Here is a 14,303-nt window from a genome sequence, read left to right as displayed (position 1 = left end):
TCAGCCCCGCGGGGCCGGCACCTCGCGCAGGCCCAGCGCGGCCGCGAGCTCGGCGTGCTGCCGAGGCGACAGGTACACCTCGAGCGCGCCGTCGGCGAGCTCGAACCGGGCGGGCTTGCGGAAGCCGCTGCGCGGAGGCTCGGGCGCGACGGTCCGCAGGATCGCGCTCGCCGGGAGGTGGATCGCCACGCGGCCCGCGCTGCGGGCGGCGGCGAGGCCGCGGGCGTCGAGCGGCTCCGGCTCGAGCGCGCGGCGGCGCGCGGGGAGCGTGAGCCAGTAGACGGCCTGGGCCGCGATCGCCCCCCACAGCACCGCCGGGTTCTTCCACGTGAACAGGTTCACCAGCACCGCGGCGATGGAGCCGAGCAGGAGCACCGTCGCGGCCCGCTGCAGGAGCTCCGCGCCGGCGCTCGGGCGGACGACCATGAGCTCGCCGCCCGTCGCGTAGAGCTGTCCCTTCGCGGAGCCGTTGCGGACGGGCTTGCCCGCCGCGTTGACCAGCATCGCCAGCACCATCCCCATCGCCCTGGGCTCTTCCATGGCGGGAACTCTACCTCGGGCGGCGGCGGGGCGGGCGCCCCGGCGGCGTGGAATTCGCCGGGGCCCCGCCGCCGGCGCCTTCAGTGCTTGCTCGCCGTCGCCGCCCCGAAGCCGGTCTGGGCGCGCACGTATTGATCCTCGAACGCCTCCGCCTCGGCGCGGGCGCGCGGGGACGCGTCGAGCCTCGAGACGACGAAGGTCACGAGGAACGCGACGGGCATCGCGAAGAGCGCGGGCTGGTCGTAAGGGAAGATCGCCTTCGCGTTGCCGAGGACGCTCACCCACACCGACTTCGAGAGCAGGACGAACAGCACCGCGGAGACGAGGCCGCCGTAGCCGCCCGCGACGGCGCCCCGGGTGGTGAGGCCCTTCCAGTACATCGAGAGGATCAGCACCGGGAAGTTCGCCGCGGCGGCGATGCCGAAGGCGAGGCCCACCATGAACGCCACGTTCTGCTTCTCGAAGAGGATCCCGAGGCCGATGGCCACGATCCCGAGGCCGACCGTCGCCATCTTGGAGACGCGCATCTCGGCCTGCTCGGTCGCCTTCCCCTGCTTGATGACGCGCGCGTAGAGGTCGTGCGAGATCGCGGAGGCGCCCGCGAGCGCGAGGCCCGAGACGACCGCGAGGATGGTCGCGAAGGCGACGGCCGCGAGGAAGCCGAGGAGGTAGTTCCCGCCGACGGCCTTGGCGAGGTGCATGGCCACCATGTTGCCGCCGCCGACGAGCTTGCCGCCCTCGAAGAAGGCGGGGTCCTGGCCGACGATGAGGATCGCGCAGAGGCCCATCAGGAAGATGACGTTGAAGAAGTAGCCGACGAAGCCCGAGGCGTAGAGCACGGACTTGCGGGCCTCCTTGGCGTTCGTGACCGTGAAGAAGCGCATCAGGATGTGGGGCAGGCCGGCCGTGCCGAACATGAGCCCCATGCCCAGCGAGATGGCGTTCACCGGATCGGCGAGGAGCGGGCCGGGCGCGAAGAGCTTGGGCCCGAGCTTGTGGACGGCGGTGGCCCGCTCGACCAGCGTGGCGTAGGAGAAGCCGAACCGGCTCATGGCGAGCACCATCACCAGCGTGCCGCCGGTGAGCAGCATGCCCGCCTTGATGATCTGCACCCACGTGGTGGCGATCATCCCGCCGAAGATCACGTAGACCATCATCAGCGTGCCCACGGCGATCACCGCCACGGCGTAGTCGAGCCCGAACAGCAGCTTGATGAGCTGGCCGGCGCCCACCATCTGGGCGATGAGGTAGAAGCACACCACGATGAGCGACGAGACCGCCGCCATCGTGCGCACCTTCCCCTGGTCGAGGCGGTAGGACGTGATGTCGGCGAAGGTGAAGCGGCCCAGGTTCCGCAGGCGCTCGGCCATGAGGAACAGGATGACCGGCCAGCCCACGAAGAACGCGATCATGTACATGTAGCCGTCGAAGCCCTGCGTGTACGTCATGGCGGTGAGGCCGAGCAGCGTGGCCGCCGACATGTAGTCACCGGCGATGGCGAGGCCGTTCTGGAAGCCGGTGATGCCGCCGCCGGCCGTGTAGAAGTCGGCCGTGGAGCGGGTCCGGCGCGACGCCCAGTAGGTGATCCCCATCGTCAGGGCGACGAACGCGAGGAACATCCCGATGGCGTGCACGTTGAGGGGCTGCTTCTCCGCGATCCCGTCCACCGCCGGGCCCGCGAGGGCGAGGGCGGGTGCGGCGAGCAGGAGCAGGGCGCCCAGCGTGCGCTGGGCGACCGAGCCGGCCTTGCGCGCGGCCTCCTGCGCCGCCCGGTCCCGGGCGTCCTTCACGACGTCCGCGGTCAGCGCGTCGAACTCGCCGTTCGCCCGCCGGACGTAGAGGGCGGTGAGGATCCAGAAGAAGACGAACATGAAGAGGCCGAGGGCCACGCCGACCGTCAAGGGCGAGCCGTCCGCGACCGGCACGCCGAGCGCGCCGGGGTTGAAGGCCACCAGCATCACGAAGCCGTAGAAGACGGCCAGGACGGTGATCGCGAGGGTCCACGCGAACCGTCCACGCCGGGCGACCAGCAGGTGGAACTTGGGGTTGCTGCGCATCCGTTCGTACATCTCGCTGCTCATGAAGAGCTCCGTCGCTCGGCACGCCGGCGCGCTTGCGCCGCGGCGAGTCGGGTGCGGGGTTTTCTGTCTGGACCCTTGATCGTCGCGGCGGAGACTGACCGTGGGCGCGGCGCGGCGTGTGGCGGGGGCCTTGGTCGTCGGGAGACTGACCTGGACCGGGGCGGCACGGTCCCACGTCGCGCGTCTCGTCCACAACCGGGGGAAGCTCCCTCACCCGACCGCGCTGGTCCACGAAGGGAGGCGGCTGCCGGGGCGGATCATCCGCGGTTGGCGAGGAGCGCGGCGTCGCGCACCAGCCGGTCGAGGGCGTCGGGTTCGGCGGGGTCGTAGTAGCCGCGGATCCGCGCCGAGCTGTCGATGAGGACGAGGTGCGTGCCGTGCGAGATGGCGGCAGGCGAGGGGTCGCCCCCCTCGCGGCCCATGCTCACCCGCAGGCCCCGCTCGACCGTCTCCCGCACCGCGTCGGTGGAGCCGGTGAGGAACCGCCACCGGCGAGGATTCGCGCGGTGCTCGCGCGCGTAGGCGGCGAGCCGGGCGGGCGTGTCGTGCTCGGGATCGACGCTGAACGAGACGAGGTGGAGCGCCGGCTCGAGGCTCCGCGTCCGTTCCTGCACGCGCTCCATCTGACGCGTGATGGCCGGGCAGACGGTCGGACAGCGGGTGAAGATGAAGCTCGCCACCCAGATCCGGCCGGACAGGTCGGCGGAGCCGAACGCTCGCCCGTCCTGATCGACGAGCTCGAACGCGGGCACCTCCCCCAGCACGGGCGGCGGAGGCGGCACGTCTGTCCGCAGCGCCCAGACCACCGGCCAGGCGGCGAGCAGGAGGACGGCTCCCACCCAGAGGAGCGGACGAGCAGCAGCGGCGCGGACCGCGGAGTCGAGTCGTGCGGCGCGCGCGGAGGCGGGCATGCCCTCGTCGTAGTCCGCGATCGCGCGCGGTCAAGCCGGCGGACCCAACGAGGATGGATTGCGGCATGGCGCCGCGGCGTAGCAGCGCCAACCTTAGCCGAGTCCGAGTCTCATCGCTCGAGGACCTCGCATGGCTGTCGCGCTCCACGGTCACGCGCCAGCTGCCTGGCCGCCGGACGCCCAGTACGGCGCGGCGACGCCGGGGAAGATCGGCATGTGGATCTTCCTCCTCTCGGACGCCTTCTCGTTCGCCGGCCTGCTCATCGCGATGGGGATCCTGCGGAGCGGCCAGCCGGAGTGGATCCGGCAGGGCGAGCCGGCGCTCGCGATCCCGTTCACCGCCCTCCTCACGTTCCTGCTCGTCGCCACGAGCCTCACGAACGTGCTCGCCTGGGCGGCCGCGGCCGAGGGCCGGCGCCGCGCCGCCGCCGCGCTCCTCGCGGTGACCGCCGCGGGCGGCGTGCTGTTCCTGGCCGGCCAGTACCACGAGTGGTTCGGGCTCTGGGGGCCGGGGCTCACGGAGGAGGGGCTCGTCCTCGGTCGCTCGGCGCGCGCGAGCACCTTCTACGTGATCACCGGCTACCACGGGCTGCACGTGCTGGTCGGCGTCGTCTACATCCTCGCCGTGCTCGCGCGCTACCTGCGCGGGCTCGCGACCGCGCACCACGTCGAGCTCCTCGGGCTGTACTGGTGCTTCGTCGACTTCGTCTGGATCTTCGTCTTCTCCTTCGTCTACCTCATGCCCTGAGGCCGCGATGGCCGATCTCGCCCGAGCGCAGGGAGCCACGGCGCACGGCGCCGTGCACCGGCGGCAGTACGTCGTCGTCTTCGTCGTCCTCGGCGTCCTGACCCTGGTCGAGCTCGGGGTCGCGCGGACGCCCGGGATCGCACGCGCGGCCGTGGTCCTCGCGCTGGTGAGCCTCGCCGTCGCCAAGGCGGCGCTCATCGCGCTCTTCTACATGCACCTGCGCTTCGAGACGCGCATCCTGCGGCTCACGGTGCTCGGCCCGCTGCTGGCGCCCGCCGCCTACGGCGTCATCCTCATCGCCGAGCGCGCCTGGAGGGCGACGTCATGAGGAGGCGCCTCCTCGCCCTCGCCGCGGCCCTCGCGCCCTCCGTGGCGGTCGCGTGTCCGGTGTGCGCGCGCGACCAGAACCCGGCCTCCGCGCTCCTCGTGGGCGGGATGATCGCGGCGCCTTACGTGGTCGCCGCGCTGGTGATCCGCGCCATCCGCGCGGCGGGAGACGAGCGATGACGTGGCGCCGCCTGGTGGTCGCGGGAGCGCTCGGGGTCGCGCGCGCGGCGGCGGCCGCCCCCGCGCCGGAGTCCGGGTTCGGGCTGCCGCGCGACGCGTCGCTCGACGGCGGGCGGGTCGACTCGCTCATCCACTACACGATCGCGGCGACCACCCTGATCTTCGTGATCGTCGGGGCGGTGCTCCTCGTGGCGCTCGTCCGCCACCGGCGCGACCACGCGGCGGTCCACAGCCACGGGAGCAAGCTCTCCATCGGCGTGGCGCTGGGCTTCGTCGCGCTCGTGGCGCTGATCGTCGACGGGTACCTGTTCTTCCACACCATCGTCGACATGCGCCGCTTCTTCTGGAACTTCGCCGCCGCGGAGGACCGGGCCGACACCGTGCGCATCGAGGTCCAGGCGCACCAGTGGGCGTGGCAGGCGCGGTACCCCGGGCCCGACGGCCGGTTCAACACGGAGGACGACGCGGTCACGCTGAACGACATCCGCGTCCCGGTGGGCGCCCCGGTGCTCATCCAGCTCGCCTCGGTCGACGTGATCCACAGCTTCAACCTGCCGCACTTCCGCGTGAAGCGGGACGCGGTCCCGGGAGAGATCACGAGGCTCACGTTCCAGGCGCGGACGGCGGGCGAGTACGAGATCGCCTGCGCCCAGCACTGCGGTCCGAACCACTACAAGATGCGGGGCGTCCTGACCGTGCTCCCGCCGCAGCGGTACCGGGCATGGCTCGACGCCGCGGTGGCCGACGCCCGCCGCGCCCACGACCCGGAGGACGCCGACGCCCGCTGGGGCTGGGAGTGGAGGAGGAGAGAATGACGCCCGCGCAGGCGCTCATGGAGGAGGCGCAGCCGATCCACCCGGCGCCGACCTCGTTCTGGCGGAGGTACGTCTTCTCGATCGACCACAAGATGATCGCGAAGCAGTTCCTGTGGGCGGGGCTGCTGTTCCTGCTGGTGGGCGGCGCGCTCGCCATGCTGATCCGCTGGCAGTGGGGGTTCCCGTACCGGCCCGTGCCGCTGGTGGGGAGGCTGCTCTTCGGCGAGTCGGGCGTGATCGGGCCGGCGACGTACCAGCAGATCTTCACCACGCACGGGCTCGTCATGATCTTCTTCGCCGTGACGCCCGTGCTCATCGGCACGTTCGGGAACCTGCTCATCCCGCTCATGATCGGCGCGCGCGACATGGCCTTCCCGCGCCTCAACATGTACTCGTTCTGGACCTTCCTGCTGTCGCAGCTGCTGGTCCTCGCCTCGTTCTTCGCCCCGCTCGGCTCCGCGGGCGCCGGGTGGACGACGTACACGCCGCTCTCGACGAACGTGGGCATGCCGGGGATGGGCCAGACGCTCGTCGTCGCCGCCATCTTCGTCACCGGCGTCTCGTCGACCATGGGGGCGGTGAACTACATCACCACGGTCATCCGGCTCCGAGCGCCGGGGATGACGTACATGCGCCTGCCGCTCACGATCTGGGGCCTGTGGCTGACCGCCATCCTGAACGCCCTGTTCGTGCCGGTGCTCGGCTCGGCGGCGCTCCTGCTCCTGCTCGACCGGAGCTTCGGCACGGAGTTCTTCGTGGCGGGAGCGTCGGCGGTGCGCGGCGGGGGCGATCCCATCCTCTGGCAGCACCTGTTCTGGATCTTCGGCCACCCCGAGGTCTACATCATGATCCTCCCGGCCTGGGGGATCCTCGGCGACGTCCTCTCCTTCTTCGCGCGGAAGCCCCACCACTGGTACCGCGGGACGGTGTGGGCGATGGTCCTCGTGACCGTCCTCTCCGCGATGGTCTACGGCCACCACATGTTCATGACCGGCATGAGCCCGCTCCTGGGCGAGGGCTTCATGCTCTTCACGCTCCTCATCAGCATCCCGTCGATGGTGGTGGTGGTGAACTGGGTCCTCACCCTCTGGCAGGGCTCGCTCCGCTACGACACGCCGATGCTCTTCGCGCTCGGGACGGTCTTCGTCTTCGGCGTCGGCGGGCTCACCGGGCTCTTCCTGGGTGACATCAGCATGGACCTCTACCTCCACGACACGATGTTCGTGGTCGGCCACTTCCACTTCACGATGGCGGCGGCCTCGGTGATGGGGGCGTTCACCGGGATCTACTTCTGGTTCCCCAAGATGTTCGGACGGCGGCTCGGCGAGCGGCTCGGGAAGATCCACTTCTGGTTCACCTTCCTCGGGCTCACGCTGGTCTTCGGCGGGCAGCTCCTCGCCGGGTACGCGGGCCAGGAGCGGCGGCTCTTCGATCCGTTCCAGTACACGTTCATCCAGGGGCTCCGCGGCCTGAACCGGTGGACGAGCTACTTCGCGTTCGCGCTCTTCACGGGGCAGCTCTTCTTCGTCGTGAACTTCTTCAGGGGTGTCTTCGGCAGGCGCGCCGCCCCGGCCGGCCCGAACCCGTGGCACGTGACGACGCTCGAGTGGACGGCGACCAGCTCGCCTCCGCCGTTCCACAACTTCGATCGGATCCCCGAGGTCGTCCGGGGGCCCCACGAGCTCTCGAACCCCGAGGTGCGGCGGCTCACCGGCAGGGACTTCGCGGGACAGGCGGAGCTCCTGCCGGGCGACGGCGCGGCGGCGGTCGCGGCCAGGAAGGGCTGAGGCGGTGGCGCGCGTCATGGCCCAGCGCGAGGAACGCGGCCGCGAGCCGGCGCCCGGCCTCGTGCGCGACCTCACCCGTTACCGGCGCCGCCCGCACGGCGCGGAGCGCACCGCCTACGTCGGCATGGCCGTGTTCCTCGGCTCCTGGGCGATGCTCTTCGTGGCGCTGTTCTTCGCGTACGCGTTCCTGCGCGCCCGGGCGCCGAGCTGGCCGCCGCTCGACGCCCCGCCGCTCCCGCGCCTGCTCCCGGGCCTGAACACGCTCGTCATCGCGGCGTCCAGCGCGGCGGTGGTGCGCGCCACCCGGTCGCAGGAGCTTCGCCGGCCCCGCGGCGTGACGGCGGCGCTCGCGGCCGCGGTCGTGCTCGGGGCGATCTTCCTCCTCGTGCAGGGGGTGGTGTGGAGCGGCCTCTGGCGGCAAGGGCTCGTGCCGGCCGGCGGTCCTTACCCGTCGGTGTTCTACGCGTTCACCGCGTTCCACGCGCTGCACGTGGTCGTCGGGCTGGCCGCGCTGGCGTGGCTCGCCGTCCGCGCGCGCGCCGGCGGCGAGTCCCTCCGCACGGACGTGCGGCTGTGGGGCTGGTACTGGCACTTCGTCGGCGTCGTGTGGGGAGTGCTCTACCTGACCGTCTACCTGGCGTGAGGTCGAGGTCGCCATGATCCGCGCGTCGCTGCTCCTGCTCCTCGCGATCGCCGCCGTGGCCTGCAAGGGCTACCGGCCGCAGGGCTTCGACGAGCCGCGGACGCTCGGGGGCAAGGTGGTGCCGGCCGAGGTGCTCACCGAGGGCGAGCGCGCCTACGTGCAGTACTGCCGCGCATGCCACGGCGACAAGGGCGACGGCAAGGGGCCCGCGGCGAAGGGGCTGCGTCCCCCGCCGCGCGACTTCACCCTGGGAGTGTTCAAGTTCGCCGCCGTGCAGGGCGGCATGCTCCCGAACGACGAGGACCTCGAGCGCATCGTCCGCAGCGGCCTGCACGGCACCGCCATGCTGGCGTGGGACGGGGTCCCGGAGCACAAGGTCCGGGAGATCGTCCAGTACCTGAAGACGTTCTCGCCGCGCTGGAAGGACGAGGAGCCCGGGGAGGCCATCCGGCCCACGCCCGACCCCTGGGCCGGGCGGGAGGCGGACGCGGTGGCGCGCGGCCGGAAGCTCTACCACGGCCTCGCCCAGTGCCTCTCCTGCCACCCGGCGTACGCGTCGAGAGCCTTCATCAGCCAGGCCTCGAAGGAGCTGACCGGCAACGCCACCAGCTCGTTCCGCGAGGACATGTACGGGGCGGTCCTCACGGACAGCGACTACGGCGTGAAGCTGCTCCCGCCGGACTTCGTGCGCTCCGAGCTGCGCTCCGTCCGGCCGGAGCATCGGAAGGAGGATCTGTACCGGGTCATCGCCTCCGGGGTCGGAGGGACGGCGATGCCCACCTGGCAGGGCTCGCTGCCGGAGGAGGACCTCTGGGCGCTCGTGCACTTCGTGGACTCGCTCGTGGCGCTGAAGGGCACGGACGCGGCGCGCCGGCTGGCCGACGAGAACCGGGCGGCCGACGCGGCGTGGAAGCCCCCCACGCCTGACCGGAAGTGAATCACCCGTGCTTCCCACCATCGTTGCTGCCCGTCATGCCCGCGCGCGCAGGGCGAAGGGCCTTAGGGAAGCCGCACCAGGAGTGCCCAGCGCCTGGAGGAGGTCGAGCCATGAGCAAGTTCATGTCGTTCGCTTGCCGACTGGCGATCGTTCTGGCGGTCGCGCTGCGTGCCGGGGCGCAGGCGCAGGAGCCGCCGCCGATGGCGGCACCGCCCCCGGAGAGGAGCGTCGGGGGGCACGTCGGGATCGCGACGCCGCTCGTGACGGTCACGTCCGACGACACGACGAACATCGGCGACGACTTCGTCATCGCGAATCCCGTCGGCGTGAGCGTGAAGATCAGCGAGAGGCTGGTCATCGACTTCGAGATGATCGTTCAGAACCCGGTCGACCCGAGGGGGGAGAGCTCGCTCGTCATCGATCCGGGAGTGGTCTACGGCGCCGGACCGGTGGCGCTCGGCCTCCGGGTGGCGTCGGTGATCGGCGCGCCAGCCAACGTCGGCGTCATCCCGCTCGTCAACAAGGGCCTGGTCGATCTGGGCGGCGGCGCCACGTGGTTCGTCGAGGCCGCGTTTCCCACGTTCCTGCGCTCGGATCCCGATCCCGACCTCACCCTGGACGTGGTGCTCCACACCGGCATTGGATTCTGACGCTACCTCTCGATCGGGCCGCCCACGCCTCGGACGGTGTCGGGCTCCTGGCCGGGCGCGCCGGCCTTCACCCTCGTCTCGGCGTTCCAGCCGATCATGCCGAACCGCATCACGTACGGCTCGTAGCCCAAGGCGGCGAGCCCGCCGAGGGCCATGGACTCCACGTGCCCGCTCTGGCACACGAGGAGGATCATCGGCGTCCGGCCGGACGGCAGCTTCGCCAGGCTTCCTTCCAGGAAGAGCACGTCGACCGGGATGCTGATCGCCCCGGGGACGTGGCCCTTCGCGTACTCGTCCGCGGGGCGGACGTCGACGACGAGGTACCTGCTCCGGCCGGCGTGGAGGCTCTCCCACACGTCGGAGGCGGGGACCACCCGGGTCATCCCCTTCGTCCGGTCGAAGAACCTGGCGAGCTGCTCGCTCGTCGCGGTCCGGCCGGGTGAACCTCCTGCGCCGGGCTGCGCCGCGTCGGCGAAGGCGCCGAGGACCACCGCCAGCCCCAGTGCCGCCGGGATCTTGCGCATCGTTCGCCTCCCTCCCGCGAGACGCCGCTTCACCCGTCAGGAGAAGCGGAGGTCGTGCGTCGCCTCGAAGCGCCGGCCCCGGTTGTTGGTGAGGAGGACCGTGAGCGGCCCTTCCACCCGCGCCAGCAGACAGAACGTGATGAACGGATCGTCGGCCAGCGCCGGGGTGAGCGAGAAGCGGCTCACGCGCTGGCCGCCGTAGTGGACCTCCAGCTCCTCGAGGTGGAGCGGCTCCGACTCCTGCACGAAGCGCCCGTCGCGGAGCGCGAGGCCGGTCCGGCTCGGATGCCTCATCTTCACGCTCGCGTGGACGAGCTCTCCGCGACGGAGCCTGCCGCGCTCCACCAGCTCCGCGATCCGGATCGCGGGCCCGCGGATGTCGTCGGGGAGGGTGGGCCCCCCCTCCGAGGGCGCGGTCCCGGCACAGCCGCCCGCGTCCGCGGGGATCTCGATCGTGCGCGTGGTGGACCACTCGCCGTGGCGGTTGCACTCGGCCGTGACCGACACCTCCGAGGCGCCGCCGTGCATCCGCGCCTGGAACGCGAGGTAGACGCGCCCATTCCCCGGCGTGAGGTGGAAGTCGCCCTTCAGCGGGACGGGGTCCGTCGCGTTGACCACCTGGACGCGGGTGATGTGGTGGTCCTCGGTCATCGGGTGCGCCATCTCCACCAGGATCGGAACCTTCGCGCCGTTCCGGGTCGTCTCCGGGAGGTGGAGCACCGGACGGTGATCGCGCGCGAGCGAGGAGGAGCGGCGGGGTCCGTCGCGGGCGCCGTCGCCCCAGGCCGGCCGGATCCAGAGCCCCACGGCGGCCGACGTCATCCCCAGGAAGCGTCTGCGGGTGACGCCGGCCATCGGTGCGGCGGGATCGCGCGTCATGGCGCAGCGCGCAGGGCTCGGCTCAATGTCTCCCCGGGTCGAGCGTGCTGCCTCGATTGGAATAGTAGATGTACGTCTCCAGCGCCTTCATGGCGGGCGAGTCCGGCTCGAGCTTCACGCCCTCGTTCGGCTTCTCGACGCACCAGTTGATCATGTCCCGGAGGGTGGCGAACTGGCCGATCTGCTCCTGGAACTTGGGGAACTCGTGCGGGTGGACGTCCGTGCCGAACGGATGGCACATGGCGCAGGCCATCCCCGTCTTGGAGAGCTGGACCCCGAGCTTCTTCTGCGCCGCCTCGTCACCGTGGAAGAGCAGGTCCCCCAGCCGGACCTGCTCCATGAACACGTCCTCGAACGCCTTGAGCTGCTCGGGCGAGTGCTTCGCCTTGTGAGCGAGCGCCTGGGAGATCATCATGAGCCCGAGGAAGGCGCCCGCCGCGACGAACCCGTATCGCGCGATCTTCATACCGTTCCTCCTTTCGTCGTGACGCCCGCCTGTTCACTTGTAGGCGCCGTAGTAGGGCCAGGCCTGGTCGGCGACGCGCGGGTGCGTCTCCTGGTTGACGTTGTCCGCGCATCCCGAGTCGGTCGCGGCCTCCGCGAGGACGTCCTTCCGCCACATGACGTACTCGTTCTCCACCTTGTTCGCGGCGGTGAGCGTCAGGGACGACCAGCCGACGCCGTCGAAGTGGTCGCCGGGATCGGCGCGGACCATGCACTTCGTCAGCGCCGGCACGCCCTGCGGCGCGTAGGGCCACGGCCAGGAGGTGGCGAGCATGCCGATGGAGCGCATCTTGCCGAGCTCGTTGTAGAGGACCTGGTGCGTGTGGCCGTGGATGTTGGTGACGTTGGTGAAAGGCCGCAGGACCTCGTTCACCTCCCGCCAGTCGCGCACCCAGAAGTTCCAGGGCGGGTAGTACTCGTAGAGCGGGTTGTGGCTGAAGACGACGACGGGCGCGTCCTTGCGCCAGTCCGACAGCGTCTTGCCGAGCCACTCCAGCTGATCGCGCCCGACGCCGGCCCACGCCCCGGCCACGCTCCCGTCGAGCGTGGCCATGTGGCCCATCCGCTCCTTGGGGCTCATCTTCTTGGCCGTCCAGTAGTCCGGGCCGCGGCTCACCGTGTCGAGCCCGACGAAGCGGACGCCCTTGTGGTCGAACGTCCAGTTGGGCTGGCCGAACAGCTTCGTCCACCGCTGCCCCATGTCGAGGTACCAGTCGTGCTCCCCCGGGATGAAGTACTTCTTGATCTTCACCTCCTTGAGGATCTCGTTGCCGAGGTCGAGCTCCACGGGATCGCCGAGCTGGGCGAGGTCGCCGCCGAACATGAGGAAGTCCGCGGCGGGCCTCATCGCGATGACCTCCTTGGTCGCGCGCACCGCCTTGTCGACGAAGCGCGTGTTGACGTCCTTGGGATACAGGTGCGTGTCGGAGATCCAGGCGAACTTGAACCCCTGCTGCGCACCGAGGGCCAGGTCGAGCGTGTTGATCAGCGGGAACCAACCGTAGGCGGCCGCGCCCGCCGTCCCGGTCAGCAGCGACCTGTGGAGGAAGGTGCGGCGGGTGATGACCAGCGAACGGTCGGGGCGCTCGCCGGAGCCTTGCAGCACTTCGTGCAGCTCGCTTCGCTCTCTCTGATTGTGTTCCATCGGCGTCTCCTCCGACTCTTCGATCCCGAACGGCGGGACTACTTCTTCAGCTCGACGGGGACCTTCGCCGCCTCCTTCGGCTTCACGGTGACCGCCACCTCGGTCGGGCCCGTGAACGCGTGCCAGGCGACGAGCGTGTAGTTCCCCGGCGGCACGTCGGTGATGCTGAACGCGCCGTCCTTCTGCGTGACGGCGTAGTACGGATTGTCCGCGACGTAGATCCACGCGAGCATCCAGCCGTGCGCGTCGCACTCCACGCGCGTGATGCCCGGCTTCTTGAGCGGCCGCTCGATGCGCTGCCCCTTCATCGGCAGCGCGACGTTGAAGACGGTCGCCTTGTCGTGGAAGCCGTGGGTGTTGTGCATGACCGGGTCGGAGTTGACGATGACGACCGTCCCGACCGGGAACGCCTGGACGTTGGGGACGAAGCGGCACCCCTTGTTCACGATCTCCGGCTTCTGGGCGGGCTTCTGGAACGCCTTCCCCTTCTCGACGGACTTCAGGTACACGACCGCGTCGAGGACGCCCTTGTCCGCGCCGACGACGATCTCCGGCTCCTCGCGGATGTCGCCGCAGACCTCCTTGTCCTTGGTCGGGATGATCTTCTTCGTCGGGACGGGCCCGCTGAACGTGACCTTCCCGCTGATGGTCCCGCCGTCCGCGACCGGCGCGACCTCGTAGGCGAGGACGGAGGAGGGGAGAGCGGCCGTGACGAGAACGGCGAGGATCGAGCTCGGGATGAGTCGCTGGCGTGGCATGAGTCGATGCCTCCTTGGCGATGGTCTGCGCGTTCGTTTCACTCCGTGTTGCTGCGCTTGACCGGCGTCAAGTCTCATAAGTGCGCGTCCTGGCGCGCCGCGTCGGGACCGGGGGCGGCAGCAGCCGCTTCACGGGCGGAGAAGCGGACGTGCTCCCGCCCTCGCAGCGACTCTCCTTCTCCCGGGCGGACGCTCGTCCCTGGGGGATCCTGCCTGGCGCGTGGTCGCGCGCTCACCGATGTCCTGGCCCCGTCGCGACGGCCCATCCGCGCCGTGTCCTCGGCGCGGCGCCCGGCCTAGTGCACTCGACACTGCAGGTGGAGCGCCTGGACGGAGGAGCCACGATGAAGGGAGTCCACGGTGTCGCCCTGGCGGCGCTCGTCGCGAGCGTCGCCGCGGTGGGCGTGCTGGCGCAGTCGGCCGCGCAAGCGCAGCCCGGGCACGGCAAAGGGGAGGAGCAGAAGGGCGTCGCGCCGGCCGGTGAGGCGCGGGCGATCCTCGAGGAGGCGAAGGGCTATCGATCCTGGAGCACGTTCCCGCAGTACGCCAGGCCCGTGCTCTCGAAGGGCCACGGGGGGACCTACGTCGTGGCCTGGCGCAACGAGGCGGCGGCGAAGGGGCCGACGGCGGGCGGGCAGTACCCGGAGGGCAGCGTCATCGTGAAGGAGAACCGCCCCCAGCCCGACGCCGACGCGGCGTCGCTCACCGTCATGGCGAAGCGCAACGGCTCCTGGTTCTGGATCCGCGCGACGCCGGACTGGAAGGTCTTCACGCGGGACGGCAAGCCCGTCGCGGGGCCGGATGTGAAGGGCTGCGTCGGCTGCCACACCGCCGCCCCGAACGACCTCGTCTTCTCGAAGTGACCGGAGCCGGGA

Annotated in this window: 17 protein-coding genes; 9 read left to right on the top strand and 8 right to left on the bottom strand. The window is 70.9% G+C overall.

Going from position 1 to position 14,303, the window contains the following annotated elements; all coding sequences use genetic code 11:
- The 3 genes from ANAE109_RS14695 to ANAE109_RS14685 all read right to left on the bottom strand — a co-directional run bounded on the left by ANAE109_RS14695 (position 1) and on the right by ANAE109_RS14685 (position 3,532).
- Positions 1-540: a hypothetical protein gene (locus ANAE109_RS14695; protein ID WP_012097668.1), complete on the bottom strand. Its 540-nt coding sequence runs from the start codon at positions 538-540 to the stop codon at positions 1-3.
- A gap of 80 nt (positions 541-620) precedes the next feature.
- Positions 621-2,621, bottom strand: coding sequence for a cation/acetate symporter (locus ANAE109_RS14690; protein WP_012097667.1), 2,001 nt, complete (start codon positions 2,619-2,621; stop codon positions 621-623).
- 257 nt (positions 2,622-2,878) lie between these two features.
- The gene (locus tag ANAE109_RS14685) at positions 2,879-3,532 is read right to left on the bottom strand and encodes an SCO family protein (protein ID WP_012097666.1); all 654 of its coding nucleotides are present in this window, start codon (positions 3,530-3,532) and stop codon (positions 2,879-2,881) included.
- A gap of 130 nt (positions 3,533-3,662) precedes the next feature.
- On the opposite strand from ANAE109_RS14685, the gene ANAE109_RS14680 reads away from it, so the two are divergent.
- The 8 genes from ANAE109_RS14680 to ANAE109_RS14645 all read left to right on the top strand — a co-directional run bounded on the left by ANAE109_RS14680 (position 3,663) and on the right by ANAE109_RS14645 (position 9,619).
- Complete coding sequence (locus ANAE109_RS14680; protein ID WP_012097665.1) at positions 3,663-4,280, top strand: cytochrome c oxidase subunit 3; 618 nt, start codon at positions 3,663-3,665, stop codon at positions 4,278-4,280.
- A gap of 7 nt (positions 4,281-4,287) precedes the next feature.
- Complete coding sequence (locus ANAE109_RS14675; protein WP_012097664.1) at positions 4,288-4,608, top strand: cytochrome C oxidase subunit IV family protein; 321 nt, start codon at positions 4,288-4,290, stop codon at positions 4,606-4,608.
- Entirely contained in the window at positions 4,605-4,787 is a 183-nt protein-coding gene (locus ANAE109_RS14670) for a hypothetical protein (protein ID WP_041448371.1), read from the top strand. Before ANAE109_RS14675 ends, ANAE109_RS14670 begins: the two co-directional genes overlap by 4 nt.
- Positions 4,784-5,602 (top strand): cytochrome c oxidase subunit II, encoded by an 819-nt coding sequence (locus ANAE109_RS14665; RefSeq protein WP_012097663.1) that lies wholly within the window; start codon positions 4,784-4,786, stop codon positions 5,600-5,602. The genes ANAE109_RS14670 and ANAE109_RS14665 overlap by 4 nt, the downstream gene beginning before the upstream one ends.
- Entirely contained in the window at positions 5,599-7,389 is a 1,791-nt protein-coding gene (locus ANAE109_RS14660; RefSeq protein WP_012097662.1) for a cbb3-type cytochrome c oxidase subunit I, read from the top strand. Before ANAE109_RS14665 ends, ANAE109_RS14660 begins: the two co-directional genes overlap by 4 nt.
- Before the next feature lie 16 nt (positions 7,390-7,405).
- Complete coding sequence (locus ANAE109_RS23525) at positions 7,406-8,032, top strand: cytochrome c oxidase subunit 3 (RefSeq protein ID WP_012097661.1); 627 nt, start codon at positions 7,406-7,408, stop codon at positions 8,030-8,032.
- A 13-nt stretch (positions 8,033-8,045) separates the two neighbouring features.
- Positions 8,046-8,969 (top strand): cytochrome c, encoded by a 924-nt coding sequence (locus ANAE109_RS14650; RefSeq protein ID WP_012097660.1) that lies wholly within the window; start codon positions 8,046-8,048, stop codon positions 8,967-8,969.
- 110 nt (positions 8,970-9,079) lie between these two features.
- The gene (locus tag ANAE109_RS14645) at positions 9,080-9,619 is read left to right on the top strand and encodes a hypothetical protein (protein ID WP_041448370.1); all 540 of its coding nucleotides are present in this window, start codon (positions 9,080-9,082) and stop codon (positions 9,617-9,619) included.
- Positions 9,620-9,621: 2 nt separating this feature from the next.
- On the opposite strand, the gene ANAE109_RS23520 is transcribed toward ANAE109_RS14645, so the two are convergent.
- The 5 genes from ANAE109_RS23520 to ANAE109_RS14620 form a co-directional block, all read right to left on the bottom strand.
- Positions 9,622-10,143 carry a rhodanese-like domain-containing protein gene (locus ANAE109_RS23520; protein ID WP_012097658.1) on the bottom strand — a complete coding sequence of 174 codons (522 nt, stop codon included), beginning with the start codon at positions 10,141-10,143 and terminating at the stop codon, positions 9,622-9,624.
- Between the two features lie 36 nt (positions 10,144-10,179).
- A complete protein-coding gene (locus ANAE109_RS23515) occupies positions 10,180-10,965 on the bottom strand; it encodes a thiosulfate oxidation carrier protein SoxY (RefSeq protein WP_158305893.1) in 786 nt (261 codons plus the stop codon).
- A gap of 79 nt (positions 10,966-11,044) precedes the next feature.
- Positions 11,045-11,488 carry a c-type cytochrome gene (locus ANAE109_RS14630; RefSeq protein ID WP_012097656.1) on the bottom strand — a complete coding sequence of 148 codons (444 nt, stop codon included), beginning with the start codon at positions 11,486-11,488 and terminating at the stop codon, positions 11,045-11,047.
- A 33-nt stretch (positions 11,489-11,521) separates the two neighbouring features.
- A complete protein-coding gene (locus tag ANAE109_RS14625; RefSeq protein WP_012097655.1) occupies positions 11,522-12,670 on the bottom strand; it encodes a metallophosphoesterase in 1,149 nt (382 codons plus the stop codon).
- Between the two features lie 38 nt (positions 12,671-12,708).
- Entirely contained in the window at positions 12,709-13,428 is a 720-nt protein-coding gene (locus ANAE109_RS14620; protein WP_012097654.1) for a carboxypeptidase regulatory-like domain-containing protein, read from the bottom strand.
- Positions 13,429-13,772: 344 nt separating this feature from the next.
- Between ANAE109_RS14620 and ANAE109_RS14615 the strand changes: the two genes are divergently transcribed.
- Complete coding sequence (locus tag ANAE109_RS14615; protein ID WP_012097653.1) at positions 13,773-14,291, top strand: cytochrome P460 family protein; 519 nt, start codon at positions 13,773-13,775, stop codon at positions 14,289-14,291.
- The last annotated feature ends 12 nt before the right edge of the window (positions 14,292-14,303 follow it).

Source organism: Anaeromyxobacter sp. Fw109-5, from assembly GCF_000017505.1.
Lineage (GTDB): Bacteria > Myxococcota > Myxococcia > Myxococcales > Anaeromyxobacteraceae > Anaeromyxobacter.
Note: the sequence above shows the minus strand (reverse complement) of the source record. Positions and strands in the feature narration are given on the sequence as shown.

Excerpts from the sequence above, each read along its gene's own strand:
- ANAE109_RS14695 (WP_012097668.1), bottom strand. The coding sequence starts at position 540 with ATGGAAGAGCCCAGGGCGATGGGGATGGTGCTGGCGATGCTGGTCAAC.
- ANAE109_RS14690 (WP_012097667.1), bottom strand. The coding sequence starts at position 2,621 with ATGAGCAGCGAGATGTACGAACGGATGCGCAGCAACCCCAAGTTCCAC.
- ANAE109_RS14685 (WP_012097666.1), bottom strand. The coding sequence starts at position 3,532 with ATGCCCGCCTCCGCGCGCGCCGCACGACTCGACTCCGCGGTCCGCGCC.
- ANAE109_RS14680 (WP_012097665.1), top strand. The coding sequence starts at position 3,663 with ATGGCTGTCGCGCTCCACGGTCACGCGCCAGCTGCCTGGCCGCCGGAC.
- ANAE109_RS14675 (WP_012097664.1), top strand. The coding sequence starts at position 4,288 with ATGGCCGATCTCGCCCGAGCGCAGGGAGCCACGGCGCACGGCGCCGTG.
- ANAE109_RS14670 (WP_041448371.1), top strand. The coding sequence starts at position 4,605 with ATGAGGAGGCGCCTCCTCGCCCTCGCCGCGGCCCTCGCGCCCTCCGTG.
- ANAE109_RS14665 (WP_012097663.1), top strand. The coding sequence starts at position 4,784 with ATGACGTGGCGCCGCCTGGTGGTCGCGGGAGCGCTCGGGGTCGCGCGC.
- ANAE109_RS14660 (WP_012097662.1), top strand. The coding sequence starts at position 5,599 with ATGACGCCCGCGCAGGCGCTCATGGAGGAGGCGCAGCCGATCCACCCG.
- ANAE109_RS23525 (WP_012097661.1), top strand. The coding sequence starts at position 7,406 with ATGGCCCAGCGCGAGGAACGCGGCCGCGAGCCGGCGCCCGGCCTCGTG.
- ANAE109_RS14650 (WP_012097660.1), top strand. The coding sequence starts at position 8,046 with ATGATCCGCGCGTCGCTGCTCCTGCTCCTCGCGATCGCCGCCGTGGCC.
- ANAE109_RS14645 (WP_041448370.1), top strand. The coding sequence starts at position 9,080 with ATGAGCAAGTTCATGTCGTTCGCTTGCCGACTGGCGATCGTTCTGGCG.
- ANAE109_RS23520 (WP_012097658.1), bottom strand. The coding sequence starts at position 10,143 with ATGCGCAAGATCCCGGCGGCACTGGGGCTGGCGGTGGTCCTCGGCGCC.
- ANAE109_RS23515 (WP_158305893.1), bottom strand. The coding sequence starts at position 10,965 with ATGACGTCGGCCGCCGTGGGGCTCTGGATCCGGCCGGCCTGGGGCGAC.
- ANAE109_RS14630 (WP_012097656.1), bottom strand. The coding sequence starts at position 11,488 with ATGAAGATCGCGCGATACGGGTTCGTCGCGGCGGGCGCCTTCCTCGGG.
- ANAE109_RS14625 (WP_012097655.1), bottom strand. The coding sequence starts at position 12,670 with ATGGAACACAATCAGAGAGAGCGAAGCGAGCTGCACGAAGTGCTGCAA.
- ANAE109_RS14620 (WP_012097654.1), bottom strand. The coding sequence starts at position 13,428 with ATGCCACGCCAGCGACTCATCCCGAGCTCGATCCTCGCCGTTCTCGTC.
- ANAE109_RS14615 (WP_012097653.1), top strand. The coding sequence starts at position 13,773 with ATGAAGGGAGTCCACGGTGTCGCCCTGGCGGCGCTCGTCGCGAGCGTC.